21 protein-coding genes and 1 pseudogene are annotated in these 25,403 nt (G+C 71.1%); 11 read left to right on the top strand and 11 right to left on the bottom strand.

The window, feature by feature from the left end:
• Positions 1 to 4: 4 nt before the first annotated feature.
• Positions 5 to 1,318 carry a hypothetical protein gene (locus GCN81_RS04290; protein WP_156722087.1) on the bottom strand — a complete coding sequence of 438 codons (1,314 nt, stop codon included), beginning with the start codon at positions 1,316 to 1,318 and terminating at the stop codon, positions 5 to 7.
• A 681-nt stretch (positions 1,319 to 1,999) separates the two neighbouring features.
• Between GCN81_RS04290 and GCN81_RS04285 the strand changes: the two genes are divergently transcribed.
• On the top strand, positions 2,000 to 2,746 hold the full coding sequence (locus GCN81_RS04285; RefSeq protein WP_156722086.1) for an endonuclease V: 747 nt from the start codon (positions 2,000 to 2,002) through the stop codon (positions 2,744 to 2,746).
• Here the strand turns inward: GCN81_RS04285 and GCN81_RS04280 are convergent.
• On the bottom strand, positions 2,718 to 3,902 hold the full coding sequence (locus GCN81_RS04280) for a saccharopine dehydrogenase family protein (RefSeq protein ID WP_156722085.1): 1,185 nt from the start codon (positions 3,900 to 3,902) through the stop codon (positions 2,718 to 2,720). The genes GCN81_RS04285 and GCN81_RS04280 overlap by 29 nt on opposite strands.
• A gap of 171 nt (positions 3,903 to 4,073) precedes the next feature.
• On the opposite strand from GCN81_RS04280, the gene GCN81_RS04275 reads away from it, so the two are divergent.
• The 4 genes from GCN81_RS04275 (at position 4,074) to GCN81_RS04260 (ending at position 9,923) form a co-directional block, all read left to right on the top strand.
• Positions 4,074 to 5,207, top strand: coding sequence for a CaiB/BaiF CoA transferase family protein (locus tag GCN81_RS04275; protein WP_156722084.1), 1,134 nt, complete (start codon positions 4,074 to 4,076; stop codon positions 5,205 to 5,207).
• A gap of 32 nt (positions 5,208 to 5,239) precedes the next feature.
• The gene (locus GCN81_RS04270) at positions 5,240 to 6,382 is read left to right on the top strand and encodes an acyl-CoA dehydrogenase family protein (RefSeq protein WP_156722358.1); all 1,143 of its coding nucleotides are present in this window, start codon (positions 5,240 to 5,242) and stop codon (positions 6,380 to 6,382) included.
• Between the two features lie 99 nt (positions 6,383 to 6,481).
• Positions 6,482 to 7,696, top strand: a complete 1,215-nt coding sequence (locus GCN81_RS04265; RefSeq protein ID WP_156722083.1) for an acetyl-CoA C-acetyltransferase — start codon at positions 6,482 to 6,484, stop codon at positions 7,694 to 7,696.
• A gap of 55 nt (positions 7,697 to 7,751) precedes the next feature.
• Complete coding sequence (locus GCN81_RS04260) at positions 7,752 to 9,923, top strand: 3-hydroxyacyl-CoA dehydrogenase NAD-binding domain-containing protein (protein WP_156722082.1); 2,172 nt, start codon at positions 7,752 to 7,754, stop codon at positions 9,921 to 9,923.
• Between the two features lie 76 nt (positions 9,924 to 9,999).
• Here the strand turns inward: GCN81_RS04260 and GCN81_RS04255 are convergent, their stop codons facing one another.
• The 3 genes from GCN81_RS04255 to GCN81_RS04245 all read right to left on the bottom strand — a co-directional run bounded on the left by GCN81_RS04255 (position 10,000) and on the right by GCN81_RS04245 (position 13,002).
• Complete coding sequence (locus tag GCN81_RS04255) at positions 10,000 to 10,731, bottom strand: MerR family transcriptional regulator (RefSeq protein WP_156722081.1); 732 nt, start codon at positions 10,729 to 10,731, stop codon at positions 10,000 to 10,002.
• A 143-nt stretch (positions 10,732 to 10,874) separates the two neighbouring features.
• Positions 10,875 to 11,858 (bottom strand): sphingomyelin phosphodiesterase, encoded by a 984-nt coding sequence (gene sph, locus GCN81_RS04250; RefSeq protein WP_156722080.1) that lies wholly within the window; start codon positions 11,856 to 11,858, stop codon positions 10,875 to 10,877.
• Between the two features lie 160 nt (positions 11,859 to 12,018).
• Positions 12,019 to 13,002, bottom strand: a complete 984-nt coding sequence (locus tag GCN81_RS04245; protein WP_156722079.1) for an FAD-dependent oxidoreductase — start codon at positions 13,000 to 13,002, stop codon at positions 12,019 to 12,021.
• 83 nt (positions 13,003 to 13,085) lie between these two features.
• Here GCN81_RS04245 and GCN81_RS04240 point away from each other — a divergent pair, with 83 nt between their 5' ends.
• Positions 13,086 to 14,117 carry an oxidoreductase gene (locus tag GCN81_RS04240; RefSeq protein WP_156722078.1) on the top strand — a complete coding sequence of 344 codons (1,032 nt, stop codon included), beginning with the start codon at positions 13,086 to 13,088 and terminating at the stop codon, positions 14,115 to 14,117.
• Positions 14,118 to 14,171: 54 nt separating this feature from the next.
• On the opposite strand, the gene GCN81_RS04235 is transcribed toward GCN81_RS04240, so the two are convergent.
• Both GCN81_RS04235 and GCN81_RS04230 read right to left on the bottom strand, forming a co-directional pair.
• Positions 14,172 to 16,688 carry a Tex family protein gene (locus GCN81_RS04235; protein WP_156722077.1) on the bottom strand — a complete coding sequence of 839 codons (2,517 nt, stop codon included), beginning with the start codon at positions 16,686 to 16,688 and terminating at the stop codon, positions 14,172 to 14,174.
• 96 nt (positions 16,689 to 16,784) lie between these two features.
• Positions 16,785 to 17,648: an SCO6745 family protein gene (locus GCN81_RS04230; RefSeq protein WP_156722076.1), complete on the bottom strand. Its 864-nt coding sequence runs from the start codon at positions 17,646 to 17,648 to the stop codon at positions 16,785 to 16,787.
• Between the two features lie 123 nt (positions 17,649 to 17,771).
• On the opposite strand from GCN81_RS04230, the gene GCN81_RS04225 reads away from it, so the two are divergent.
• From GCN81_RS04225 to GCN81_RS04215, 3 genes are all read left to right on the top strand, one after another.
• Positions 17,772 to 18,737 (top strand): GlxA family transcriptional regulator, encoded by a 966-nt coding sequence (locus GCN81_RS04225; protein WP_156722075.1) that lies wholly within the window; start codon positions 17,772 to 17,774, stop codon positions 18,735 to 18,737.
• A 48-nt stretch (positions 18,738 to 18,785) separates the two neighbouring features.
• Complete coding sequence (locus GCN81_RS04220; RefSeq protein WP_156722074.1) at positions 18,786 to 19,421, top strand: DJ-1/PfpI family protein; 636 nt, start codon at positions 18,786 to 18,788, stop codon at positions 19,419 to 19,421.
• 69 nt (positions 19,422 to 19,490) lie between these two features.
• On the top strand, positions 19,491 to 20,117 hold the full coding sequence (locus GCN81_RS04215) for a DJ-1/PfpI family protein (protein ID WP_156722073.1): 627 nt from the start codon (positions 19,491 to 19,493) through the stop codon (positions 20,115 to 20,117).
• A gap of 9 nt (positions 20,118 to 20,126) precedes the next feature.
• On the opposite strand, the gene GCN81_RS04210 is transcribed toward GCN81_RS04215, so the two are convergent.
• Positions 20,127 to 20,906 carry an enoyl-CoA hydratase/isomerase family protein gene (locus GCN81_RS04210; RefSeq protein WP_156722072.1) on the bottom strand — a complete coding sequence of 260 codons (780 nt, stop codon included), beginning with the start codon at positions 20,904 to 20,906 and terminating at the stop codon, positions 20,127 to 20,129.
• A gap of 123 nt (positions 20,907 to 21,029) precedes the next feature.
• Between GCN81_RS04210 and GCN81_RS04205 the strand changes: the two genes are divergently transcribed.
• Both GCN81_RS04205 and GCN81_RS04200 read left to right on the top strand, forming a co-directional pair.
• On the top strand, positions 21,030 to 21,740 hold the full coding sequence (locus tag GCN81_RS04205; protein WP_156722071.1) for an HdeD family acid-resistance protein: 711 nt from the start codon (positions 21,030 to 21,032) through the stop codon (positions 21,738 to 21,740).
• Positions 21,741 to 21,836: 96 nt separating this feature from the next.
• Complete coding sequence (locus GCN81_RS04200) at positions 21,837 to 22,391, top strand: ATP-binding protein (protein WP_407697939.1); 555 nt, start codon at positions 21,837 to 21,839, stop codon at positions 22,389 to 22,391.
• A 51-nt stretch (positions 22,392 to 22,442) separates the two neighbouring features.
• On the opposite strand, the gene idi is transcribed toward GCN81_RS04200, so the two are convergent.
• The 3 genes and pseudogenes from idi to GCN81_RS04185 all read right to left on the bottom strand — a co-directional run bounded on the left by idi (position 22,443) and on the right by GCN81_RS04185 (position 25,175).
• Entirely contained in the window at positions 22,443 to 23,036 is a 594-nt protein-coding gene (gene idi / locus GCN81_RS04195; protein ID WP_156722070.1) for an isopentenyl-diphosphate Delta-isomerase, read from the bottom strand.
• Between the two features lie 240 nt (positions 23,037 to 23,276).
• Positions 23,277 to 24,047: pseudogene (locus GCN81_RS04190) on the bottom strand (class I SAM-dependent methyltransferase); the annotation flags it as partial.
• 189 nt (positions 24,048 to 24,236) lie between these two features.
• Positions 24,237 to 25,175, bottom strand: coding sequence for a cation diffusion facilitator family transporter (locus tag GCN81_RS04185; protein WP_156722068.1), 939 nt, complete (start codon positions 25,173 to 25,175; stop codon positions 24,237 to 24,239).
• Between the last annotated feature and the right edge of the window lie 228 nt (positions 25,176 to 25,403).

The following is a 25,403-nucleotide window of genomic DNA, read 5'->3' as shown; positions in this document are numbered from 1 at the left end:
ACGCTCAGTACTCGATCTGGACGTCTGGGTCGGTGGTGTGCGCCGCTGGCCCGTGGGGGGCGCTCTGGTGCACGAGGAGTACGCCCAAGGGGAGTTCGTCGCCCGCGTGTACCGCGACCTCGCCCTCCCAGTCGTCCCCGAAGTGGGCCAGACAGGCGCCCAGAGCCGACGCGGCGACCGCCGGTGTCGCCCACCACGGGCGCGTGGTCCAGCGGGCGATGTGCCCGGCGCCGTCGCGCAGGCGCAGGCGGCAGGCCGCGTGTGAGGTGGGTTCGACGACCATCCAGCAGCCCGCGTGCCGCGCGAACAGCTCTTCGGATCGCGACCCGCGCGAGACGACGACGTCGGCGACGTTCGCCCAGCGAGGGTCTGGTTCGCCCTCGTCGACGACGACCTGCGGGTCGCGCATGTGCGTCCGGCGGCCCCGGGCCTGTGGCTCGGCGGGGTAGCGGCGCAGCAAAACGGTGGCGCGGCCAGCCGGGTCGCGCGCGGCCACTCGGGCGTCGGCGAACACGGCCTGGTCCAGCGGGGATTGGCGTCCGGAGGCGACGGGAGGGGGCAGGTGTACGGGGTGGGGTACGACCGGCCGCGTGGGCTCGGCCAGGTCGAGGGTCCGGTAGCAGAGCCGTCTGAGGCGGGCAAGGGCCTGGCCGGGGCGCGAGGTGACCAGCCGTGAGGCGTCGGCCAGGCCGGGGCTGTCCGGCTGGTCGCGCAGGGCCGCCGCGAGTTGCCCGGCCAGCGGTGCGGACGGGTGGACCCGGGGCAGCAGCGCCCCGAGCCGCGCCATCGGGGACCCGGCGGCGACGCTCTCCTCGTCGAACGAGGCCAGCAGGCCCGGCAGTCCGCGCCCCGCCGCGTACAGGGTCAGCGAGCCGTGGTCGCCTAGGAAGGCGTCGGCCGCGCACAGTGCGGCCTTCCAGGTGTCGGTCGCGGGCTCGGGCAGGATCAGCCCGGCCCTGACATACGGCTCCAGCCAGGACCGGATCTGCCAACCACCGTGCCCGTACCAGGCGTTAGGGTGGATGGCCGCGACGACACGGAACTCGTCGCGGGGGAGTTCGGCGAGCGCGCGCCCCACCACGTCGGCCGCCCCGCCGAGAAGCGACCGCCGTCCCCAGGTGGAGGTCAGCAGGAGCAGCCGTTGACCAGGCCGTACGCCGAGTGCGGCACGGTACTCGCTCCGGAACGGAAGTGAGGCCTGGATCTGGTCCATGCAGGGGTCGCCGACGACGTGAGACAGGGGTACGGCCTGCGGGCAGCCCTGCCGCAGGCGGGCGCGCTGCTCGTCGTGCGAGAGCACGATGGCGGCTGGGATCAACTCACTGTCGTGCACCAGCCATTCAGCGGTAAGCCCGAATGCTCCCGGCTCCCGGCTCCCGGCTCCCGGCTCCCGGCTCCCGGCTCCCGGCTCCCGGCTCCCGGCTCCCGGCTCCCGGCTCCCGGCTCCCGGCTCCCGGCTCCCGGTGCAGTGTTTTATTGTATCCCGCGCCGTGTGGCGATCCAATGATCGGTGCGGAGAGATTCTGCAGGTCACCGCCCCGACTCGTGCTCACCGCCAGGTCGAACGCATGACCGCGAGCCTCGTCCCACGAGATGAGCGGCAGCTCCCGCGCCCTGACGAACTCCTCGATCCCGGGCTCGAACGGCGACGACCCGGTACACGTGAACAGCACCTGCACCCGCGGATCGCCGTCGAAAACGGTCAGTAGGTCAAGCAGCCGCGTCGCCGACGTGACGTTGTGGATGACACCCAGCACCGTGCGCGCGGGCGCCACCGTCCGCCACCGGTCCGGCATCCAGGGAGCGGCGGGGTGCGCTCGCCGCCCCGACGTCGCCCCGGGCGCCGTGGCCGCGCTCTCCCCTCGCCCCGCCATCAAACCCCTGCCCCCACCCCGTGATCCGCCAACCGTAAACGCACCCTACGCAGCCGCAGCCGCCCCGGGAAAGCACACCACCCAGCCCCGTACCAGAACCCCGCACCCCGTACGCTCGTCCCACCATGGCCACCCCACACACGCCCGCCGATCGCCCCACCGCCCCCACCACCGAAGCCGAAGCCCGGGCGATTCAGGACGCGCTGCGCACCCGCGTGATCCTGGACGAGCCCGGCCCGCTGCCCGGCACCGGCCACGTCACCGGCGTCGACGTCGCCTACGACGACGCACGCGACCTCGTGGCCGCGGCCGCCGTCGTGCTGGACGCGGCGACACTCGACGTGGTCGACGAGGCCACCGCGACCGGGCGGATCAGCTTCCCGTACGTACCCGGGCTGCTCGCGTTCCGGGAGATCCCCACGGTGGTCGCCGCCCTGGAGTCCCTCCGGGCCGACCCCGGACTCGTCGTCTGCGACGGCTACGGCCGCGCCCACCCGCGCCGCTTCGGCCTGGCCAGCCACCTCGGCGTATTGACCGGCCTGCCGACGATCGGCGTCGCCAAGAACCCCTTCACCTTCGCCTACGAAGAACCAGGCACCCGGCGTGGCGCCACCGCGCCGCTCACGGACGTCACGGACGGAGCGGAGGAGGTGGGCCGCGCCGTGCGCACCCAGGACGGCGTGAAGCCGGTCTTCGTCTCGGTCGGTCACCGGGTCACCCTGGACCGCGCCGTAGCCCACACCCTCCACTTGGCGCCCCGCTACCGCCTCCCGGAGACCACCCGCCGCGCCGACGCCCTGTGCCGCAGCGCCCTGCGTGCCGCGACCGACGCGCTCAGGGAACTCAACGCGCCGCCGCCACCCGGAACCTGATCCCCGCCGCCCGCAGACGTCCGATCAGCGCGTCGCCCATGGCGACCGCCGGGGTGACCTGACCGGCCGTGTCGGGCAGGTCGTCGAAGGCCAGGCTGAGGGCCGACTCGGCGAGGATCTTCGCCGTCTCGCCGTAGCCAGGGTCGCCGCCGCTGACCTCCGTGTACACCCGACGCCCACCGCCGTCACCGACGAACCGCACCGAGAACCAGGACTTCGCCCGCCGCTGCTCGTCGGGCCCCTCGCCAGGCTTGACCCGCTCGCCCAGCCACCGCCTGGCGGGCGGCAGTTGGGCCGCCGCGAAGAGGGTGCCCATGGCGGCCACGCTGCCCAGCGCGACCGGCAGCGACTTCACCGCCGCGTAGTGCCGGTAGCGGAAGTCGGGCCCGTACCGCTCCAGGGCCCGGGCCGAACGCTGCACGACCTGCGGGTCGATGGTCGGCAGCGGCAGCGCCCAGGCGTCGACCTCCTTCGCGTACCGCGGCGCACTGACCGGGGCGTATGCCGTGCGGCCCACCGGGCGCGGCTCCTGGCGCCGTCGGTCCTGCTGCGCGGCCAGCGTCTGGCGCCCCCGCGAGAAGCCGGTGAGGACGGTGGCGAACGTCCCGCCGGAGAACATCGCCTGGGCACGGACAAACCCGTCGACCCGCAGCGGCACCCCCTCGGGCAGCTGCTGGACCGTGTAGTACGCGCCCAGGTCATGCGGAACCGAGTCGAACCCGCAGGCGTGCACCAGCCGCGCCCCGGTCTCCCGCGCACGGGCGTCATGCCGCACGTACATCAGGTCGACGAACTCGGGCTCGCCCGTCAGGTCCAGATAGTCCGTGCCGCTGTCGGCGCAGGCCGCGACCAGCTCCTGCCCGTAGGTGATGTACGGGCCGACCGTCGTGGCCAGCACCCGCGTCGAGCTGGCCAGCTCCCGCAGCGCGGCCGGGTCGTCCACGTCCGCGCTGATCAGCGGAAGGTCCTTGAGGGCCGGGTCGATCGTGGTCAGCCCCTCCCGTACTCTCTGGAGCTTCTGCTCGCTGCGCCCGGCGATCGCCCAGCGCAGGTTCTCGGGCGCGTGCGCGGCCAGGTATTCGGCCGTGAGCGTGCCCACGAAGCCGGTGGCTCCGAAGAGCACGATGTCGTACCGCGCGCTGTCCTGACTGCTCATGACACTCCTCAGTCCCGGTGGGGCCGCTTGGTCCGTCGTCTGGTCCGCCGTAGGGAGCCGAGACTAGCGCGAGTGATTTCTAAGCGCTTGCTCGTTGGGTCTTGTGCGGAGTGGAACGCGTTCTTAACATCGCTGCTGTTACATCAGTTGTGTCAAAGCGCTGGGGGCTTGATGACAGAGACAGACAGAGGCGGCGGTCCACTGGCCGGAATCCGGGTGGTCGAACTGGCCGGAATCGGGCCAGGGCCGTTCGCCGCGATGCTGCTCGCGGACCTCGGCGCCGATGTCGTACGGGTCGACCGGCCCGGCGGCGCCGGACTCGCCATCGACCCGGCGTACGACGTGACCAACCGGAACAAGCGCTCGGTGCTGATCGACCTCAAGTCCGAGCACGGCCCCAGCCGCGTCCTTGACCTGGTCGAACGCGCCGACATCCTGATCGAGGGCTTCCGCCCCGGCGTTGCCGAGCGCCTCGGCGTGGGCCCCGAGCAGTGCCGGGCCCGCAACGGCCAGCTCGTCTACGGGCGGATGACCGGCTGGGGACAGGAGGGGCCGCTCGCCCAGCGTGCGGGCCACGACATCGCGTATATCGCCATCACCGGCACCCTCGGCATGATCGGCAAACCGGACGAACCCCCGGCCGTCCCCGCCAACCTCGTCGGCGACTACGCGGGCGGCTCCCTCTACCTCGTCGTCGGTGTGCTGGCGGCACTCCAGCACGCGCGCGCGACGGGCGAGGGGCAGGTGGTGGACGCGGCGATCGTGGACGGCGCCGCCCACCTCGCGTCGATGATCCACGGCATGCTGGCGGCCGGCGGCTGGCAGGACCGTCGGGGCGCCAACCTGCTGGACGGCGGCTGCCCCTTCTACGGCAGCTACCAGACATCCGACGGCGGATACATGGCCGTAGGCGCCCTGGAGCCCCAGTTCTACGACGCGTTCATCACCGTGCTCGGCATCGAGGACCAGGCGTCCGCCCGCAAGGACTTCGCCCGCTGGGACGAACTGCGTACCGCGATCACCGCACGTTTCAGGACAAAGACCCGCGCCGAGTGGACCGCGCTCTTCGAGGGCTCGGACGCCTGTGTGGCCCCCGTACTGTCCCTCACCGAGGCTCCCGCCCATCCGCATCTGGCCGCCCGCGGCACCTTCACCGACCATGGCGGCATCACCCAGCCCGCTCCGGCCCCGCGCTTCTCGGCGACCCCCACGGCCGTACGCACACCCCCGGCACAGCCCGGCGCCGACACCGAAGCGGTGGCCCGCGACTGGAACGTACCGGACCTGACGAAGGACGCCACATGACGTCACAGGCAACGTCCCAGACCCCCTCGGGCATGAAGCGCCAGCTCTACTCCGCCGATCACGAGGCCTTCCGCGAGACCGTGCGCACGTTCCTCACCAAGGAGGTGCTGCCGCACTACGAGCAGTGGGAGAAGGCCGGCATCGTCTCCCGCGACGCTTGGCGCGCGGCCGGAAAGCAGGGGCTGCTCGGGCTCGCCGTACCCGAGGAGTACGGAGGCGGCGGGAACGACGACTTCCGCTACAGCGCCGTACTGGCCGAGGAGTTCACCCGCGCGGGAGCGGCCGGACTCGCGATCGGGCTGCACAACGACATCATCGGCCCCTATCTGACCACCCTCGGCACGGAGGACCAGAAGCGGCGCTGGCTGCCCGGTTTCTGCTCGGGCGAGACCATCACGGCCATCGCCATGACCGAGCCGGGCGCGGGCTCCGACCTGCAAGGCATCCGCACCACCGCCGAAGACCAGGGCGACCACTGGCTGCTGAACGGCTCCAAGACCTTCATCTCCAACGGGATACTCGCCGACCTGGTGATCGTCGTGGCCAGGACCACCCCGGAAGGCGGCGCCAAGGGCCTGTCCCTCCTGGTGGTCGAGCGCGGCATGGAAGGCTTCGAGCGCGGCCGTAACCTCGACAAGATCGGCCAGAAGGCCCAGGACACCGCCGAGCTGTTCTTCACCGACGTACGCGTCCCCAAGGAGAACCTGCTCGGCGAGCTGAACGGCGCGTTCCTGCACCTGATGACCCATCTCGCCCAGGAGCGCATGGCCATCGCCGTCGCCGGGATCTCCGCCGCCGAGCACCTCCTGGAGATCACCATGAAGTACGTCCAGGAGCGCGAGGCCTTCGGGCGCCCGCTGGGCCGACTCCAGCACATCCGGTTCGAGATAGCCGAGATGGCCACCGAGTGCGCCGTCACCCGAGCGTTCCTCGACCGGTGCATCGTGGACCACACCCACGGCGAACTGGACGCTGTCCACGCGTCGATGGCCAAGTGGTGGGCCACCGAACTCCAGAAACGCGTCGCCGACCGCTGTCTGCAACTCCACGGAGGCTACGGCTATATGACCGAGTATCCGGTCGCCAGGGCCTTCACCGATGGCCGTATCCAGACCATCTACGGCGGGACGACCGAGATCATGAAGGAAATCATCGGCCGCTCCCTGCTGCCGTGACCCGGCAACCCGGCAACCCGGCAACCCGGCAACCCGGCAACCCGGCCCCGGCCACGCGCCCCTCTCCCTCTCATCCCGCACCCTGAAAGGCTGCCGACCTTGAGCACCGAAGCGTATGTGTACGACGCGATCCGCACCCCGCGCGGGCGCGGCAAGGCCAATGGGGCCCTGCACGGCACGAAGCCGATCGACCTGGTCGTCGGCTTGATCCACGAGATCCAGGCCCGCTTCCCCGGCCTGGACCCGGCCGCCATCGACGACATCGTCCTCGGCGTCGTCGGCCCGGTCGGCGACCAGGGCTCCGACATCGCGCGGATCGCGGCCATCGCCGCCGGACTGCCCGACACCGTGGCCGGCGTACAGGAGAACCGCTTCTGCGCATCGGGCCTGGAAGCGGTCAACCTGGCCGCCATGAAGGTCCGTTCGGGCTGGGAGGACCTGGTGCTCGCGGGTGGCGTCGAGTCGATGTCGCGGGTGCCGATGGCCTCCGACGGCGGCGCCTGGTTCGCGGACCCGATGACCAACTTCGAGACCGGTTTCGTCCCCCAGGGCATCGGCGCCGACCTGATCGCCACCATCGAGGGCTTCTCCCGCCGTGACGTCGACGAGTACGCCGCCCTCTCCCAGGAGCGCGCCGCCACCGCCTGGAAGGAATGCCGCTTCGCGAACTCCGTCGTCCCAGTGAAGGACCGCAGCGGACTGGTCGTCCTCGACCACGACGAGCACATGAGGCCCGGCACCACCGCCGACTCGCTGGCCAAGCTGAAGCCGTCGTTCGCCGACATCGGCGAGCTGGGCGGCTTTGACGCGGTTGCGCTGCAGAAGTACCACTGGGTGGAGCAGATCGACCACGTCCACCACGCGGGCAACTCCTCCGGCATCGTGGACGGCGCGTCCCTGGTCGCCATCGGCACCAAGGAGGTCGGCCAGCGCCACGGCCTGACCCCGCGCGCCCGGATCGTCTCCGCCGCGGTCTCCGGCTCCGAGCCCACCATCATGCTCACCGGACCCGCCCCCGCGACCCGCAAGGCCCTCGCCAAGGCCGGGTTGACCATCGACGACATCGACCTGGTCGAAATCAACGAGGCGTTCGCGGGCGTCGTCCTGCGCTTCGCCAAGGACATGGGCCTCTCCCTGGACAAGGTCAACGTCAACGGCGGCGCCATCGCGCTCGGCCACCCGCTCGGCGCCACCGGCGCGATGATCCTCGGCACTCTGATCGACGAACTGGAGCGGCAGGACAAGCGCTACGGCCTGGCCACGCTCTGCGTCGGCGGCGGTATGGGCATCGCCACCATCGTCGAGCGTCTCTGACCTGTCTAGGGGCTGTCCGGCCCCACCCCTCACGGATTTCACGGAGAACCCAAGCATGAGCGAGTCCACCACCATCCGCTGGGAACAGGACGAGACCGGCGTCGTCACCCTCGTCCTGGACGACCCGAACCAGTCCGCGAACACCATGAACCAAGCCTTCAAGGAGTCCATCGCGGCCATCGCCGACCGCGCCGAGGCCGAGAAAGACTCCATCCGCGGCATCATCTACACCTCCGCGAAGAAGACCTTCTTCGCGGGCGGCGACCTCAAGGAAATGATCCAGGTCGGCCCGGACAACGCCCAGCAGGCCTTCGAGGTTGGCACCGGCATCAAGAACTCCCTGCGCCGCATCGAAACCCTCGGCAAGCCGGTCGTCGCCGCCATCAACGGCGCCGCGCTCGGCGGCGGATACGAGATCGCGCTGGCCAGCCACCACCGCGTCGCCCTCGACGCGCCCGGCTCCAAGATCGGCCTGCCCGAGGTCACCCTCGGCCTGCTGCCCGCGGGCGGCGGCGTCACTCGCACCGTACGGCTGATGGGCATCACCGACGCGCTGCTCAAGGTGCTGCTCCAGGGCACCCAGTACACCCCGCGGCGGGCGCTGGAGAACGGCCTGGTCCACGAAGTGGCCGCCACCGAGGAGGAGATGCTCGCCCAGGCGCGCGCCTTCATCGACGCCAACCCCGAGTCCCAGCAGCCCTGGGACGTCAAGGGCTACAAGATCCCCGGCGGCACCCCGGCGCACCCGAAGTTCGCCGCGAACCTCCCGGCCTTCCCCGCCAACCTCAAGAAGCAGACCGCGGGCGCCCCCTACCCCGCCCCGCGCAACATCCTCGCCGCGGCCGTCGAGGGCTCCCAGGTCGACTTCGAGACGGCGCTGACCATCGAGGCCCGCTACTTCGTGGAGCTGGTCACCGGCCAGATCTCCAAGAACATGATCCAGGCTTTCTTCTTCGACCTCCAGGCCGTCAACTCCGGCGCCAGCCGCCCCAAGGGCATCGAGCCCAGGAAGGTACGGAAGGTCGCCGTGCTCGGCGCCGGAATGATGGGCGCGGGCATCGCCTACGCCTGCGCCCGCGGCGGTATGGAGGTCGTCCTCAAGGACGTGTCGGCCGAAGCCGCCGCCAACGGCAAGGGCTACTCCGAGCAGCTCTGCGCCAAGGCCGTCTCCCGTGGCCGTACCACCCAGGCCAAGGCCGACGCGCTGCTCGCCCTGATCACCCCCACCGCCGACCCGAAGGACCTCGCGGGCTGTGACGCGGTGATCGAGGCGGTCTTCGAGGACACGGCGCTCAAGCACAAGGTGTTCCAGGAGATCCAGGACGTCGTCGAGCCCGACGCGCTGCTCTGCTCCAACACCTCGACGCTGCCCATCACCCAGCTCGCCGAGGGCGTCTCCCGGCCGGTGGACTTCATCGGCCTGCACTTCTTCTCACCGGTCGACAAGATGCCCCTCGTCGAGATCATCAAGGGCGAGCGGACCGGCGACGAGGCACTGGCCCGCGCCTTCGACCTGGTCCGGCAGATCAACAAGACCCCGATCGTCGTCAACGACTCACGCGGCTTCTTCACCTCGCGCGTCATCGGCCACTTCATCAACGAGGGCGTCGCGATGGTCGGCGAGGGCATCGAGCCCGCGTCGGTCGAACAGGCCGCGGCCCAGGCCGGATACCCGGCCAAGGTCCTGTCCCTGATGGACGAACTCACCCTCACCCTCCCGCGCAAGATCCGCGACGAGACACGGCGGGCCATCGAGGAGGAGGGCGGCAGCTATCCGTCGCACCCGGCCGACGGCGTCATCGACCGCATGGTGGACGAGTTCGGACGCACCGGGCGCAGCGGCGGCGCGGGCTTCTACGACTATGTGGACGGCAAGCGCGCCGGTCTCTGGCCGGGCCTGCGCGAGCACTTCACCCGCGACGGCGCCGAGATCCCCTTCGACGACATGCGGGAGCGCATGCTGTTCGCGGAGTCCCTGGACACCGTACGGCTCCTGGAGGAGGGCGTCCTGACCTCGGTCGCCGACGCCAACATCGGCTCGATCCTCGGCATCGGCTTCCCCGGCTGGACGGGCGGTGTGCTCCAGTACATCAACGGCTACGAGGGCGGCCTGCCCGGCTTCGTGGCCCGTGCCCGGGAACTCGCGGACCGGTACGGGGAGCGGTTCACGCCGCCCGCGCTGCTGGTCGAGAAGGCGGCGAACGGCGAGACCTTCAAGGACGCCTGACACCAGCCCCACGCTGAGCCGTGTGGGTCGTGTGCCTGGAGTTGTGAGGGGTGTGCCGGAGTTCCGGGCACACCCCTCAGCGCTGCGTGTCGAACTCCGCCCGCAGCTCGTCCCTGAGCGAGCGCTGGAACGCCGTCACCAGCGCCTGCACCACCAGCGGCTGCATATGCGCCGACAGCGACTTCATCGCCTGCACATGCCGCGGGTCCGACTCGCGCTCCCGGTACGGGGCCCAGACCTGGTCGCGGAAGAGCCCGGCCAGCTCGTGCGCCGCCGAACGGGCGTGCTCCAGCAGGACCGTACGGGAGGCCAGAATCGTCTCGTGCGCGATCGGCACGTCCAGGAGCTGCACCCCGAGCCGTAGCAGCCCGGGATCGACCCGGAAGGTGTCCGGCGCGTCCGTCCGGGCGATCGCGTCCATCGCCGCGAGCCGGTCCAGATCCTCGTCCGACAGCGTGCGACCGGCACGGCGGTCAAGCTCCGCGCGGCTGGCGTCCTCCGCCGCGTCCGGGGCCCAGGTCGCCACCAGCGCCCGGTGGATCGCGAGGTCATGGGCGCTGAGATCCGGGGGCAGCTGCTCCATGTACCGCTCGATCGCCGCCAGGGTCATGCCCTGGTGCTGGAGCTCCTCTATGAGCGCGAGCCGGGACAGATGGCCCTGGTCATAGCGCCCGACGCGGCGCGGGCCGATGTGCGGCGGCGGCAGCAGTCCACGGGTGCCGTAGAAGCGGATGGTCCGGACGGTGACTCCGGCGCGCGCGGCCAGCTCGTCGACAGTGAGCGTCGGCTCCTCGGTGTCCGTCGTCATGGCAGCGCCCGCCTCCCGGTCTGTGCGTTGATGCGGTGCAACAGTATTGCTGTCTCACCAGTTCTGTGAAAGTGCCCGCAAGGGCCCCGGCTGCCCGCCGGGAGTGCCGGGCAGCCGGGACAGGGTGGTGCGCGGACGTGCGGCTATCGCGCGGAGCCGGTCACCGGGTAGTGGTCGGAGAGGTTCGTGTACGTGTAGTTCTTGCCCCAGCTGGAGACCGTCCAGGGCGCGGACTCCTCCTTGATCACGTTGTTGTTCCATCCGGCCGGGCGCGCGTGCCCGGCCCGGTGCAGGACGTAGTCCAGGTCCTCGCGCGGGTCGTCAGGGTAACGCTCGGCGGCGATGGAGTTGTCCTGGGTGTCGAACGAGTACAGGTGCCCGGTACGCGAGTCCGTGTCGGCCAGGCCGCCGTCGGCCAGCATCGAGGCGTACTCGGCGCTGTGCGAGTCCACGTTGAAGTCACCGGCGACGATGACCTGCTCGCTGGCCGGGATGTTCTTGGCGTCCAGGAAGGCGTCCATCGCCTTGAACTGGCGGCTGCGCATGGTGGCCGCCTCACCGGAGTCGCACCCGGGGTCGGTCGACTGGGCGTGGGTGCCGACCACATGCACGTTGGTGCCGTTCACATCGAGCACGGTGTAGGCGAAGCCCTTGTTGGACCACCAGTCAGCGCCGCAGGCGTCCTTGTAGACGTACTGCTCCTTGCGCAGAATCGGCCACTTGCTGAGGATCGTCACACCGCCGTCCTCCGGCGTCATCGAGGAGTACGAGCCACTCGTGGCGTCCCAGCCGCTCTTGCTGCGGCCGACGACGGGCGTCTGGTGCGGGTACTCAGCGGAGGCGTTGTGCATCAGCGCGTCGGATGAGGAGTTGTCGAACGCCTCCTGGAGTACGACCACGTCGTTACCGCGGAAGAAGTCGGTCTTGGGGATCTCCGCGGCGCGGTGGTCCTGTCCCCAGTTCGGGTACAGCGACTTGCTGAACAGGAAGGTGTTGTACGCCAGGATCTTCAGCTCCGGGGTGTCCTCGGCGGCCGCCTGGGCGGGCGTGGCGGCAGCCAGCGCGGCCCCGGCGAGCGTGAGGGCGACAGCTGCGCCGGAGGAACGGCGAAGTATGGAGTACGGCACGGGTGAACCTCTCCCGATCATCGTGGGGGAACGGATGCGGGCACATCAAACCAGCCAGAGTTACTTGTGGGTAGTCCTTCACCTGTACAGACAAGAGACAGCAGGTGTATCGGCGGCGCCGACGCCGGTCCCCATACGGGCCTAGCCACACGCCCTCAGGTCAGCTCACCAGGTCGGCAGCCGCCTGCGCACACCCCCATGCCACCGTCACGCCCGCGCCGCCATGTCCGTAGTGGTGCACCAGCAGGCCGCCGCCCTCGGTCCGCTCCCGCTCGATCCGTACCGCGTCCCGCACCGGCCGCAGCCCCACGCGGTGGCCGATGACCCGCGCCCCGGCGAGCGCGGGGTGTACGCGGGAGCAGCGTTTGACGATCGCCTCCGCTGTCGCCGGGTCGGGCGTGAGGTCCCAGGCGTCGTCGTGGGCGGTGCCGCCGAGCACCACCCCGTACGGCTGCGGCAGTACGTAGGTCGTCTCCGTCGAGGACTTGGCCGGGGGCGTGGCCGGGGACTCCGTGGGGGACTCGGTGGCCACGAACCACGCGTCGATCCCGGGGTTCTCGACCAGGACCAGCTGCCCGCGCACCGGGCGCACCGCGCGGTCGGGTACCAGCTCCCGTGCCCCGAGCCCCGCGCAGTTGACCACGACGCCCGCCTCGGCCGCGGGCTCCCTGAGGTCGGCGACCGTACGCCGCTCCACGCGAGCGCCCGCGCGCGCCAACCGGCCGTGCAGGTACCGCAGATAGACCGGCATGTCGAGCAGCGGAACCGTCGCGCGCAGCCCCTGGCCGAAGCCCTCGGGCAGCTCGTCCGGGCGCGCCTCGCGCAGCCCGGGGAGCTGGGCGGACCAGTGCGGGAACGCGGACAGCGGAGTGTCCGCCATGGTGCCCGGCACCAGCCGCACGCCGGTCGTGGCGCTGTCGTTCGCCAGCGCCTCGTACACGCGCAGCGAACGCACCGCCCAGCCCTCGACGAGCTCGCGGGGTTCACTGCGGTACGGCCAGCACAGGCCACCGGCCACCGCCGACGTGGTGTCCTCGGCCTCGTCCCGCGTCCACAGCCGTACCCGGACGCCGCGCTCGGCCAGCACCACGGCGGTGGTCAGACCGATGACGCCGCCGCCCACCACGATCACATCCGTACGCATGTCCGGACCCTACGTCCCATCCGGTGACAGCGGAATCACCGATGCCGCGCTCAGATCGCCGCTCAGGTGGGGATACTCAGATCATGTCTGCCGAGTACACCACCTTCGGCCTGGCTCCGGCGATCCGTGCCGGCGGGGTCCTCGCCAACGGTGACTACCAAGTCCACCGGGACTTCCTCGACTTCATCGTGGCCGGACGCCCGCTGCTGTTCCAGCTCTCCGACCTGGACGCCGTGTCACCCCTGGCCTCGGACATCCCGCCAGCGATCTTCACCGCGCATGTACGGCGGTTGCTCCTGGAGGCCGAGGCGCCGCTGACCGACGGCCGGTACGTCATCTACGGCTGCCCCGAGTGTGAGGAGCTCGGCTGCGGCGCTGTCACGGCGGTGATCGAGCGGACCGGCGACGGGCGCGACGACTACGTCTGGCGGGACTTCGCCTGGCAGACCGAGGAACGCGCGGACCTGGAACGCAACGGATACCACGGGATAGGCCCGTTCCGGTTCCGCGGCGAGGAGTACCGAGGCGAACTACGGCGGCTGCTCAGCGATACGGAGCCCGCCGCGCGCCGCCGGGTCCTGCTGATCGGAGCCAGGGCAGCGGTTCTCGCCAAGCTGGCCGGGGCCCTGCGCATCATCGGCATCGGCGCGGAGATCGTCCAGGACGCGTCCGGCATCCCGCCCGAAGAGCTCAGCACCTATGGGGCGGTGGCGTTCGGGCGGGCCGTGACCGACGCCCAGCGCGACACCGTACGGGCCGCGTTCGACCGCGCGGGCGTCGAGGTGGCGTACGTGAACGGGCTCGCCCCGATCACGCCGCTGCTGGTCGCCCAGATCGAAGACGCCCTGGACCGCAGCCCGTCAGCGCGGCGCAGACTCACCCGGCTGGTCGCGGCGTCCGGCACGGTGGAGGTCGAGGTCACCTCCACCTGCCGGGTCCGGCTGACCGCGTACCGGCTCGACATTCTGTACCGCACGCACACCCACGACCTCTTCGACGACGTCCTGACCCCCGGCACCCACCACATCGCCCTCACGGCGAAGGCCACCAAGGGCCAGTCCTTCATCGTGGCCCGCGCGACGGGCAGCGTCCTGGCGGCCCCGATGACCCGCTAGGACCACTGGGGCCGTGAGGACTGCCGGGGCCGTGAGAACTGCCAGGCTCCGCCGTCAGCGGCCCCGCTTGGGGTCGACGATGCCCGCCTTGCGCAGCGCGTCCGCCATCGCACTGTTCGCCGGAGGCGGCGCCTGACGGCCACCGCCACCACCGGCGGCGCCACCACGTCGGCCACCGCCACCGCCACCGCCACCGCTGCCACTGCCACTGCCACTGCCACTGCCACTGCCACTGCCACGCTGCGCGGGCGGACGGCCGCCGCCCTGGCCGCGCTCCCGGCGCTGGCCGCCGCCCTTCGCGGCCCTGGCCTCCTGGCCGGAACGGGAACGGGACTCGGAGCCCGGCCCGGAAGACCGGTCCGTCGCCTCGTCGTCCAGCCGCAGCGTCAACGAGATCCGCTTGCGCGGGATGTCGACTTCCAGGACCTTCACCTTGACGATGTCGCCGGGCTTCACCACATCCCGCGGGTCCTTCACGAACGTCTTCGACATGGCCGAGACATGCACCAGACCGTCCTGGTGCACTCCGACGTCCACAAAGGCACCGAACGCCGCCACGTTCGTGACCACGCCCTCCAGCACCATCCCGGACGCGAGGTCGCCGATCTTCTCCACGCCCTCCTTGAAGGAGGCCGTCTTGAACGCGGGCCGCGGGTCCCGGCCCGGCTTCTCCAGCTCACGCAGGATGTCCGTCACCGTCGGCAGACCGAAGGTGTCGTCCACGAAGTCCTCGGCCCGCAGCGAGCGCAGCGCCGCGCCGTTACCGACCAGCGAGGCGACCTCGCCGCCCGTCGCCTTCACCATCCGCCGCACCACCGGGTACGCCTCGGGGTGGACGCTGGAGGCGTCCAGCGGGTCGTCGCCGCGGATCCGCAGAAAGCCCGCGCACTGCTCGTACGCCTTCGGGCCGAGCCGCGCCACGTCCTTGAGCGCCTTCCGCGCCGTGAACGGGCCGTTGGCGTCCCGGTGCGCCACGATGTTCTCGGCGAGCCCGGCGCCGATGCCCGACACCCGGGCGAGCAGCGGCGCGGACGCGGTGTTCGCGTCCACCCCAACGCCGTTCACACAGTCCTCCACGACCGCGTCCAGGGAACGGGACAGCTTCACCTCGGACAGATCGTGCTGGTACTGGCCGACACCGATCGACTTGGGGTCGATCTTCACCAGTTCGGCCAGCGGGTCCTGGAGCCGCCGCGCGATCGAGACGGCGCCGCGCAGCGACACATCGAGATCCGGCAGCTCCTGGGACGCGAAGGCGGAGGCGGAGTACACCGAGGCGCCCGCCTCCGACACCATGACCTTGGTCAGCTTCAGCTCGGGGTGCTTGGAGATCAGTTCACCGGCCAGCTTGTCGGTCTCACGGGACCCGGTGCCGTTGCCGATGGCGATCAGTTCGACCGCGTGCTCCTGGGCGAGCCGCGCCAGGCTGGCCAGCGCCTCGTCCCACTTGTTGGCCGGTACGTGCGGGTAGATCGTGTCGGTTGCGACGACCTTGCCGGTCGCGTCGACGACGGCGACCTTCACGCCCGTACGGAGCCCCGGGTCGAGCCCCAGCGTCGCGCGCGTCCCGGCCGGGGCGGCGAGCAGCAGGTCCCGCAGGTTGGACGCGAAGACCCGGACCGCCTCGTCCTCGGCGGCCGTCCGCAGCCGCAGCCGCAGGTCGATGCCCAGATGCACCAGGATCCGGGTGCGCCAGGCCCAGCGCACCGTGTCGAGCAGCCAGCCGTCCCCGGGGCGGCCACGGTCGGCGATGCCGAAGTGCCGGGCGATGATGCCCTCATACGACGAGACGGCCGCACGGCCCTCCACGACGGCGGCGTCCGGCTCCTCGGGCTCCAGGGTCAGGTCCAGTACGCCCTCCTTCTCACCCCGGAGCATCGCGAGCACCCGGTGCGAGGGCAGGGCCGTGAACGGCTCGGCGAAGTCGAAGTAGTCCGCGAACTTGGCGCCCTCGGTCTCCTTGCCGTCCTTCACCTTGGCCGCCAGCCGCCCCCGCTTCCACATCCGCTCGCGCACCTCACCGATCAGGTCCGCGTCCTCGCTGAACCGCTCGGTGAGGATCGCCCGCGCGCCGTCGAGCGCGGCCTGCGGGTCCGCGACGCCCTTGTCGGTGTCCACGAACGCCGCGGCGGCGGCCAGGGGTTCCACCCCAGGGTCCCCGAACAGTCCGTCGGCGAGCGGCTCAAGGCCCGCCTCCCGGGCGATCTGCGCCTTGGTGCGGCGCTTGGGCTTGTACGGGAGGTAGATGTCCTCAAGCCGCGCCTTGGTGTCCGCCGCGTCGATACGGGCCCGCAGCTCGTCGGTCAGCTTGCCCTGCTCCCGTACCGACTCGACGATCGCCGTACGCCGCTCCTCGAGCTCCCGCAGATACCGCAGCCGCTCCTCCAGCGTGCGCAGCTGGGTGTCGTCGAGGAGCTCGGTCGCCTCCTTGCGGTAGCGCGCGATGAAGGGCACGGTCGACCCGCCGTCGAGCAGCTCGACCGCCGCCCGCACCTGCCGCTCCCGTACGCCGAGCTCCTGGGCGATCCTGCTCTCGATGGACCCTACGGTGGGTGGCAGTTCTGTTGTCACGATTCCCGTACCGCCTTCTCGCTGAGCTTGAAGTCAGCATTGTGGCAGGTGGCACCGTCATCGGGGGATCAGCCCCGGCCGTGGGGTCCCGGCAGGTCAGCCCTTGCCGACCAGGTCCGCGGGGAACGCCCCCGCGCCCAGCGCGGTCGTGGTGAACCCCGTCGCCAGCTCGGTGAGGCGTTCCACGCCCGCCGCGCCCAGGTGCTCGTACGGGGCCGCGTCCAGCCGGTCGGTCGTCAGCTCGATCTCCTTGCGCAGGGCGGTCCCCGCCCCGGTCGGCTCGCCGTCGGCGTCCAGCAGCCCACGCGCGCGTAGCCGCGCGACGGCCGCGTCCCAGTCCTCCTGGGTCCAGCCCCGCGTGGCCAGGATCCACCTGGGGTTCATGCCCTTGCCGGTCGCCGTGTGGCTCACCAGCGCCTCCACCGGGCCGAGCCCGGCGTCGAGCAGCACCGCGAGATGCCCGTCGCCCCGGTGCTCGCGCAGCAGGGTGGCGGCGTGCCAGAGGGCGAGGTGCGGCTCGTCGGGCACTGGCAGGTCGGCGTGCGCGGCGTACAGCGGCCGGGCGTGGCGGGTGCAGGCCTCGGCGGCGCGCAGCGCGAGGCGGGCGGCCTCGGCCATGTCGTCCGAGGCTATGGCCTGCTCGCCGAGCAGCCGGCGCAGCGTCGTGTCGGCGGTACGGAGCCGGGCGGCGACCACGTCCTCGGGCGTGGTCGACTGCCACACCGACGGCACGACCTCACAGATCAGGTCGTAGCTGTAGTTGTAGAAGGCAGCGGCGACGACGCCGGGCCCGACCTTGCCGAGCGCCGCGGCCCGTCCGACGAACGTCGAGGCCCTGCGGTCGGCGACACCGGCCGATGCCAGCTCCTTCTGGTAGTCGGGCGAGAAGTACACGGTGGAGTGCAGTGGGTTGAGCACGTTGTGGCAGCGGCGTCCGGCGTACGCGGGAAGTGAGGTCATGGCCGCACCGTACCGACTGGTACGTATGACGGAAAGGCCGGAGCGTGGCATTCCGGCTCGATGGCAGGAAAGGTGGGGTATTCGTCATTGCTGCCCTGGGCGGGCTCCCGAAGAATGGCCACCATGGCGCAGCGCACGGTGCTGGTCGTCCTCTTCGAGGACGTCCAGAGTCTCGATGTCACGGGCCCGGTCGAGGTGTTCAACGGCGCGGGCGCGGCCCGCGGGGACCCGGCCGGGGCCTACCGGGTCCGTACCGCCTCCCTGGACGGCGGCCCGGTCCGCACCTCCAGCGGGCTCACCCTGGTCCCCGACCACGCCCTCGCGGACGCGCCCGTACCGCACACCCTGCTGGTGCCGGGCGGCCACGGGACCCGTCTCCTCGACCCGCAGCTGGTGGCCTGGTTACGCGAACACGCCCCGCGCGCCGAGCGGATCGTCTCGGTCTGCACGGGCGCGGTCCTGCTGGCGGCGGCCGGGCTGCTCGACGGCCGCAGGGCGACTACCCACTGGGCGTACTGCGACACCCTGGCCGCCGCCCACCCCGAGGTCGAGGTGGACCCGGGCCCCATCTACGTACGCGACGGCAAGATCGCCACGTCAGCCGGAGTGACCGCGGGCATCGACCTCGCGCTCGCCCTCGTCGAGGAGGACCTGGGCCGCGACACGGCGCTGACCGTGGCCCGCTACCTGGTGGTGTTCCTGCGCCGCCCGGGCAACCAGGCCCAGTTCAGCGCCCAACTCGCCGCGCAGACCGCCCAGCGTGAACCCCTGCGCGAAGTCCAGCAGTGGATCACCGAGCACCCGAGCGCCGATCTCACGGTCGCGTCACTGGCCGCCCGCGCCAGGCTCTCCCCCCGGCACTTCGCCCGCGCCTTCCACGCCGAGAGCGGCACGACCCCAGGCCGGTACGTCGAACGGGTCCGCCTGGAACACGCCCGCCGCCTCCTGGAGGACACCCCGGACGGCGTCGGCGAGATCTCCCGCGCCAGCGGCTACGGCACCCCCGAAGCGATGCGCCGCGCCTTCGTCAAGGCACTCGGCACCTCCCCGGCCGAATACCGCCGCCGCTTCCGCCCCACCACCGACTGACACGCCCGCCGCGCCCCGCGCCCCGCGCACCCACGAAAGGCAGCCCCCATGCAGATCGCGCTCGTCCTCTTCGATCGCTTCACCGCCCTGGACGCGGTGGGGCCCTACGAGATCCTGGCGCGCGTCCCCGGTGCCGAGACCGTCTTCGTCGCCGAGCGGCCCGGACCCGTACGCAACGACTCCGGCAGCCTCACCCTCGTCGCGGACCGGTCCTTCGCCGACGTCACCAGACCCGACGTCGTCGTGGTCCCCGGCGGCCCGGGCCAGACCCCGCAGATGACGAACGAGGCCCTCCTCGCATGGCTGCGCGCGGTCGACGCCACGACCACCTGGACGACGTCCGTGTGCACCGGCTCCCTGCTGCTCGCGGCGGCCGGTCTACTCAAGGGCCGCAGGGCCACGTCCCACTGGCTGGCGCTGGACGCGATCAAGCGGTTCGACGTCGAGCCCACCGGTGAACGGGTCGTCTTCGACGGCAAGTACGTCACCGCGGCCGGTGTCTCATCGGGCATCGACATGGGCCTGGCCCTCGCCGGAAAGCTGGCCGGAGACCGGGCCGCCCAGTCCATCCAGCTGCTCACCGAGTACGACCCGCAGCCGCCCTACGACGCCGGTGCGCCGCACAATGCCCCCGCCGACCTGGTCGCCGAGTACCGCGCCCGCAGCCGCCACCCCCAGCCCTGAGCCCAGCTCCAGGCCCAGCCCTGAGCCCAGGGGGCAACCCAGCCCGTCCACACCCACGAAAGGCAACCCATGCAGATCGCGATAGTCCTCTTCGACGGTTTCACCGCACTCGACGCCGTCGGCCCCTTCCAGGCACTCAGCCCGCTGCCCGGCGCCGAGACGGTGTTCGTCGCCGAGCAGGCGGGCCCCGTCGGGGACGACACCGGGAGTCTGACGCTCGTGGCGCGGAAGTCGTTCGCCGAGGTGACACGACCCGACATCCTGGTCGTGCCGGGCGGTCCTGACGTGCCGGTCCACGACGAGGCGCTCCTCGACTGGCTGCGTACCGTCGATGCCGCCACGACCTGGACGACGTCCGTGTGCACCGGCTCCCTGCTGCTGGCGGCGGCCGGTCTGCTCAAGGGCCGCGAGGCCACGTCCCACTGGCTGGCGCTCGACGCGATCAGGGAGTACGGCGTCACCCCGACCGGCCAGCGCGTCGTCTTCGACGGCAAGTACGTGACCGGAGCGGGCGTGTCCGCGGGGATCGACATGGGGCTGACGCTGGCCGGGAAGATCGCGGGTGACGAGCACGCGCAGGGCGTGCAGCTCATGATCGAGTACGACCCGCAGCCGCCGTATGACGCGGGCTCACCCGCGAAGGCTCCCTCGGTGCTGGTGGAGAAGTTCCGGGCGGAGGTCCCGGCCTCGTCGTAGGCATCCCTCTCAGGGAGGCGTGCCCGGACCCGCGGTCCACGGGAACCGCGGGTCCCTGCGCTCCAGGAACGCGGCGACCCCCTCCGCGGTGTCGCCGCTGGCGCGTGCCTGGTCGGCCCAGTACGCCGCCCGGTCCTCGCGGCCCGCCGCGAACTCCTTGGCGGCTGCCTGCGTCAGCCGGGAGCGGCTGAGCAGAATTCTCGCGAACTCGCCGACACGCTTGCCCAGTTCACCCGTGGGCAGTACCTCGTCCACCAGGCCGGTCCGCAGCGCGCGCTCGGTGCCGATCAACTCAGCCGAGAACAACAGGTACTTGGCGGTGGCGGGCCCCACCAGCGATACCAACCGCCTGGTGGAGGACGCCGGGTACACGATCCCCAGCTTCGCCGGAGTGATCCCGAACGACGCGCCCTCCTCCGCGAACCGCAGATCGCAGGCCGCGGCGAGCTGACACCCGCCGCCGACACAGAAGCCCCGCACCGCGGCCAGCGTCGGCTTCGGGAATGCCGCCAGCGCTTCCTCGGCTCGTACGGCCAGCTCCTGCGCCTCGTCCGCGGAGGCACGCAGCCCGGAGATGTCCGCGCCCGCGCAGAAGGTGCCGCCCGTGCCGGTCAGGACGAGTACCCCCACGGCCGGGTCGGCCGCCAGGTCGGCCAGCAGGGGTGGCAGCGCCCGCCACATCGCCGCGGTCATGGCGTTGCGCCTGGCCGGGTGGTCGATCACGACCGTGGCGGTTCCGCCGTCGATGGTGTGCCGCAGTCGCGGCTCGGGGAGCTCCGTGTGCGCCATGCGCCGGATGCTATCCGCACGCCCCGAACGTACGATCAATAAGGGGTGGGGAGGGGCCGGGAGGCGTCGGATGGAGGGGGACCCGCTCCGCGAGGAGACGCTGATGGTCAGGAGGAGGCGCTGATGGCCCGACGGACCGGCCCAGGCGCGAAGCTGAGCCGTGGTTTCGGCCGGTTGACGCTGCTGGGCGTCATCCTGGCGCTGGCCGGACTGGTCGGCCTCGGCTACGCGGCATTCGCCACACTGACCTCCATGCTGCTGTTCGGCTGGCTGCTGCTGGCCGGTGGCGTGGTCGGCCTGCTGCACGCCCTCCAGTCCCGTGGCAGCAGCTTCTTCTGGCTCGGCGTCGTGGTCGCCGCGCTCAATCTCGCCGCGGGCGTGGTGCTCATCAAGCACCCCGAGAGCTCGGCGCAGGCGCTGACCATGTTCGCCGCGCTGCTCTTCCTCACCGGCGGTGCCTTCCGGCTGGTCGGCAGCGCGGTGGTACGGGGTACGCAGTTCGGCCTGACCCTCGCGCAGGGTGCGTTCGGGCTGATGCTGGGCATCCTGGTGCTGTTCGACTTGCCGAACAGCAGCCGCTATGTGATCGGCACGTTCTTCTCGCTGGCGCTGCTCTTCGACGGCCTGGGACTGATCGCCGCCGGGGTGCTGGGCAGGCGCGTCGTCACGCTGGTCGCGGAGGAGGCCCAGGCGAGCGCTGAAGCGACTGACGAAGCGACCGATGAAGCGGCCGATGAAGAGACCGCCGACTCCGAAGGTGCCGACTCCGAAGGTATAGAACCGGTAAAGCCCCCGAAGTCAGCACAAGATGATCAGAATGAGTCGTCCACCTGACACTGGCACACCCAAACCATCGAAAAGCGCGGAAAGTCGACGAGTTCCGCTCAGTCTCGGGGCGCGCACCTGAACCTTCTCAAACTCGACAGTGTGGTGACTATCGAGTGCAGCAGAGGCGGCGACCGGACGATGGACAACGGCGGCGGAGTCCCCACCGGTCAGGCCGCGCAGGAAACCGCGCAGGAAACCGTGCGAGGAACCGCGCCGGGGCAGATCGGGCCGAGCCCGCTCCCGTACGAGGGGGTCTGGCGGTTCACCGCCCCCGCTGTCGACAGCTCGGTGCCCCAGGCCCGGCGCGCCGTACGTGATCTTCTCGCCCGCCAGGGCGTACCGGTATCGGACGACGTCGTACACGGGCTGCTGGTGATCGTCTCGGAGCTGGTCACCAACTCCGTACGGCACGCGGCCCTGCTCTCCCCGATGGTCGCGGTCGAGGTGGCCGTGGGAGCGGAGTGGGTGCGGGTGTCCGTCGAGGACAACCACCCCTACCGGCCCAAGGCGCTGGAGGCGGACCAGGGCCAGACCGGCGGTCGCGGGCTGCTGCTCGTACTGGAGATCACCAGGGAGGCCGGTGGGGTCTGCGACGCCGAGCACACGGCGAACGGCGGCAAGGTGATCTGGGCCGCCTTGCCGCTCAGCCCGCCGTAAGAGCCCGCGCCCCTGGTGCCGGTGCTCCTGGAGCCGGTGCTTTCAGCTCACCTACCAGCCAGCCGACGGGCCGGTCAGTTCCTTGATCGCGGGACGCGCCGAGTCCAGTACGGTCATAAACCACGCGGAGAACGGGCCCTTGTCGTGCCGCACGGCGAGCTCGTCCGCGGTGACGAACGCGGTCTCGCCGACTTCGTCGGGATCGGGTCGCAGCGGCGACTGCACCATTCCCACGAAAAGGTGATTGAACTCCTGCTCCACCAGGCCGGACTCCGGGTCCGGATGGTTGTAGCGGACCGTGCCCGCCTCGGCGAGCAGCGAAGGCGAGACGCCGAGCTCCTCATACGTACGCCGGGCGGCCGCCGCGAACGGTGCCTCGCCCGGATAGGGGTGCCCACAGCAGGTGTTCGACCACACGCCGGGGGAGTGGTACTTGCCGAGCGCGCGCCGCTGGATCAGCAGCCGCCCCCGCTCGTCGAAGAGGAACACGGAGAACGCCCGGTGTAGTTGCCCGGGCGGCTGGTGGGCGGAGAGTTTCTCCGCGGTGCCGATGGTATTGCCGTCCTCGTCGACCAGTTCGAGCAGGATCGTGTCCGCGGACCCGCTGGCCGGAGTGCTCCCCGCGGTGGCTGGTGTGATCGGCATACCCATCCTTCACATTGGTCGTCGAACCTCAAGTCTGCCGTACGAATCCGGAGCTTTCGGCACGTTGGCCGCCCGCGTGTACCCGCCCGCGGGGCGGGCGGGTACACGGGTTGCCACCAGGGTCAGACGCCGAAGGCCACCGGATAGTTGATCATGCCCCGCGAAACCGCCGTAGAACCGTCGAACGCCAGTGCCATCAGGGCCTCGTCCGGTACCTCGAACCCGGGCCTGATGCCGTCAGGCCGCGGCCTCCGGCCGGACGCGCCAGTCAGACGGCCGCAGCACATACCCGGTGTATCCGTACTCCGAGCCGTGCTCGCGCCGCATCGCGATCTCCGCACGGGTCGCCGCCAGCGCCACGTCCATCCCCGGCTCGGCGGGATCGGCCGCGTCGGCCCGCTCGCCGAGCGGGCCGTAGTACGCGTCCCAGTCGGACTCGGGCTGCGGGTACAGCGCGCGTACGGAGTACCCGGCGGCGGCCGCCGCGCGGGCGTTCTGCTCCGTGGTGCGCAGCGCGTAGTGCTGGTCCCAGAAGGCGCGGGCCTCGGGGGACGGATCGGCGGTCGTCCACTCGCACTCGGTGAGCACCAGGGTGCCGCCGGGTGCGAGCAGCCGCCGCCACTTCTCCAGTGCCGTGTCGAAGCCGATCGAGTACGCCGAGCTCTCCGCCCACACCAGGTCGAAGGACCCGTCGGGGAAGGGGAGTTCGGCCATGTCGGCGGCGAGCGTGGTGATCGATGCGCCGAGCCCACGCGCCGCCGCGGCCGCGTCCAACTCGGCCAGGAACGGCTGGTGCAGATCGACGGCGGTCACCTCGGCGCCCGCCTCGGCGCCCAGCAGCAGCGCGGCCCGGCCGGGGCCGCAGCCCAGGTCCAGGGCGCGGGGCCGACTCGGCAGCGGTCCGGCGCAAGAGAGGAGGTGCCGGGTGGTGGCGTCGGAGCCGGGGCCCTGTCGCGGAAGTCCGTGGTGCAGGGCGAAGAACGCCTCGTAGGAGGCGGTGTGGTCAGACAACGGGAAAACCCTTTGGGTGGGTGGGCTCGCGCCGCGGCGTCGATGCGCCGGATCAGCCGCGAACCCGGGACATGGGGACAACCTTGTCGCTGCGCATGGCAGCGCTCCACGCGACGGTCATCAACCCACCTCCGTAAGATCGTTGATCAGTTTAGCACCCTAGTAGTTCAGCGCCCTAGTGGTGAGCATCTAGTGGCAGAGCCTTCGCTCGTGTTCGGCATGCCCGCTGGGCTCCAGCTGGAAGGTGCAGTGCTCGACGTCGAAGTGGTCTCCGAGGCATCCCTGGAGATCGTGCAGCATCTTCTCGTGCCCGACCGAGTCCAGCGTCTCGGCGCTGACGACCACATGCGCGGAGAGCACCGGCATCCCCGAGGTGATCGTCCAGGCGTGCAGATCGTGCACGTCCTCGACCCCGGGCAGCGCCAGTATGTGCGCCCGCATCTCGGCCATGTCCACGCCCTTGGGCGCCGCCTCCAGCAGGACGTTCAAGGTCTCCCGCAGCAGCTTGACGGTACGCGGCACGATCATCAGGCCGATCACCAGCGAGGCGATCGGGTCGGCCGCCTGCCAGCCGGTCGTGAGGATGACGGCCGCCGAGATGATGACGGCCGCCGAGCCGAGCGCGTCCGCCAGCACCTCAAGGAAGGCGCCGCGCACATTCAGGCTCTCCCGCTGGCCGCGCATCAGCAGCGACAGCGAGATGATGTTCGCGACCAGGCCGATGACGCCGAAGATGATCGCGAGGCCGCCCTTGGTCTCGGCCGGGGTGACGAACCGCTCGATCGCCTCGTACAGCACATAGCCGCCGACACCGAGCAGCAGCAGACAGTTGGCGAGCGCGGCGAGGATCTCCGCGCGGGCGAAGCCGAAGGTGCGGTTGCCGCTCGGCGGCCGGTTGGCGAAGTAGATCGCCAGCAGCGCCATACTCAGACCGACCGCGTCCGTCGCCATGTGGGCCGCGTCGGCGATCAGGGCCAGCGAGTCCGCCATGATGCCGCCGACGATCTCCACCACCATCACGCTGAGCGTGATCGACAGCGCGATGCGCAACCGCCCCCGGTACTGGGCGGCGGCGGTGCCCGATGTGGGTGCGGCGTGGCCGTGGCCGTGATCGTGGCCGGCTCCCATGAATTCCCCTTGTGAATCGTGTGGCTCGTGTGGCTCGCGGTCGTTTTCCGGTCTGGTGTTCCCCGTACGCGTCAGCCAGTCAACTACGGGGTGGGGGTATCTGGCAACACGGCACTGAACACCGTTGTCATGTGCTCTGACCTGCGGAAATGCCCGCAGGTCAGAGACTCGCGAAGAGCGCCCGCCGAGCCCTCGCCGCAGGGCGCGGTTTGTGGCCCGGGCCCTTGA

It is taken from the genome of Streptomyces apocyni, assembly GCF_009739465.1.
GTDB lineage: Bacteria > Actinomycetota > Actinomycetes > Streptomycetales > Streptomycetaceae > Streptomyces > Streptomyces apocyni.
Note: the sequence above shows the minus strand (reverse complement) of the source record. Positions and strands in the feature narration are given on the sequence as shown.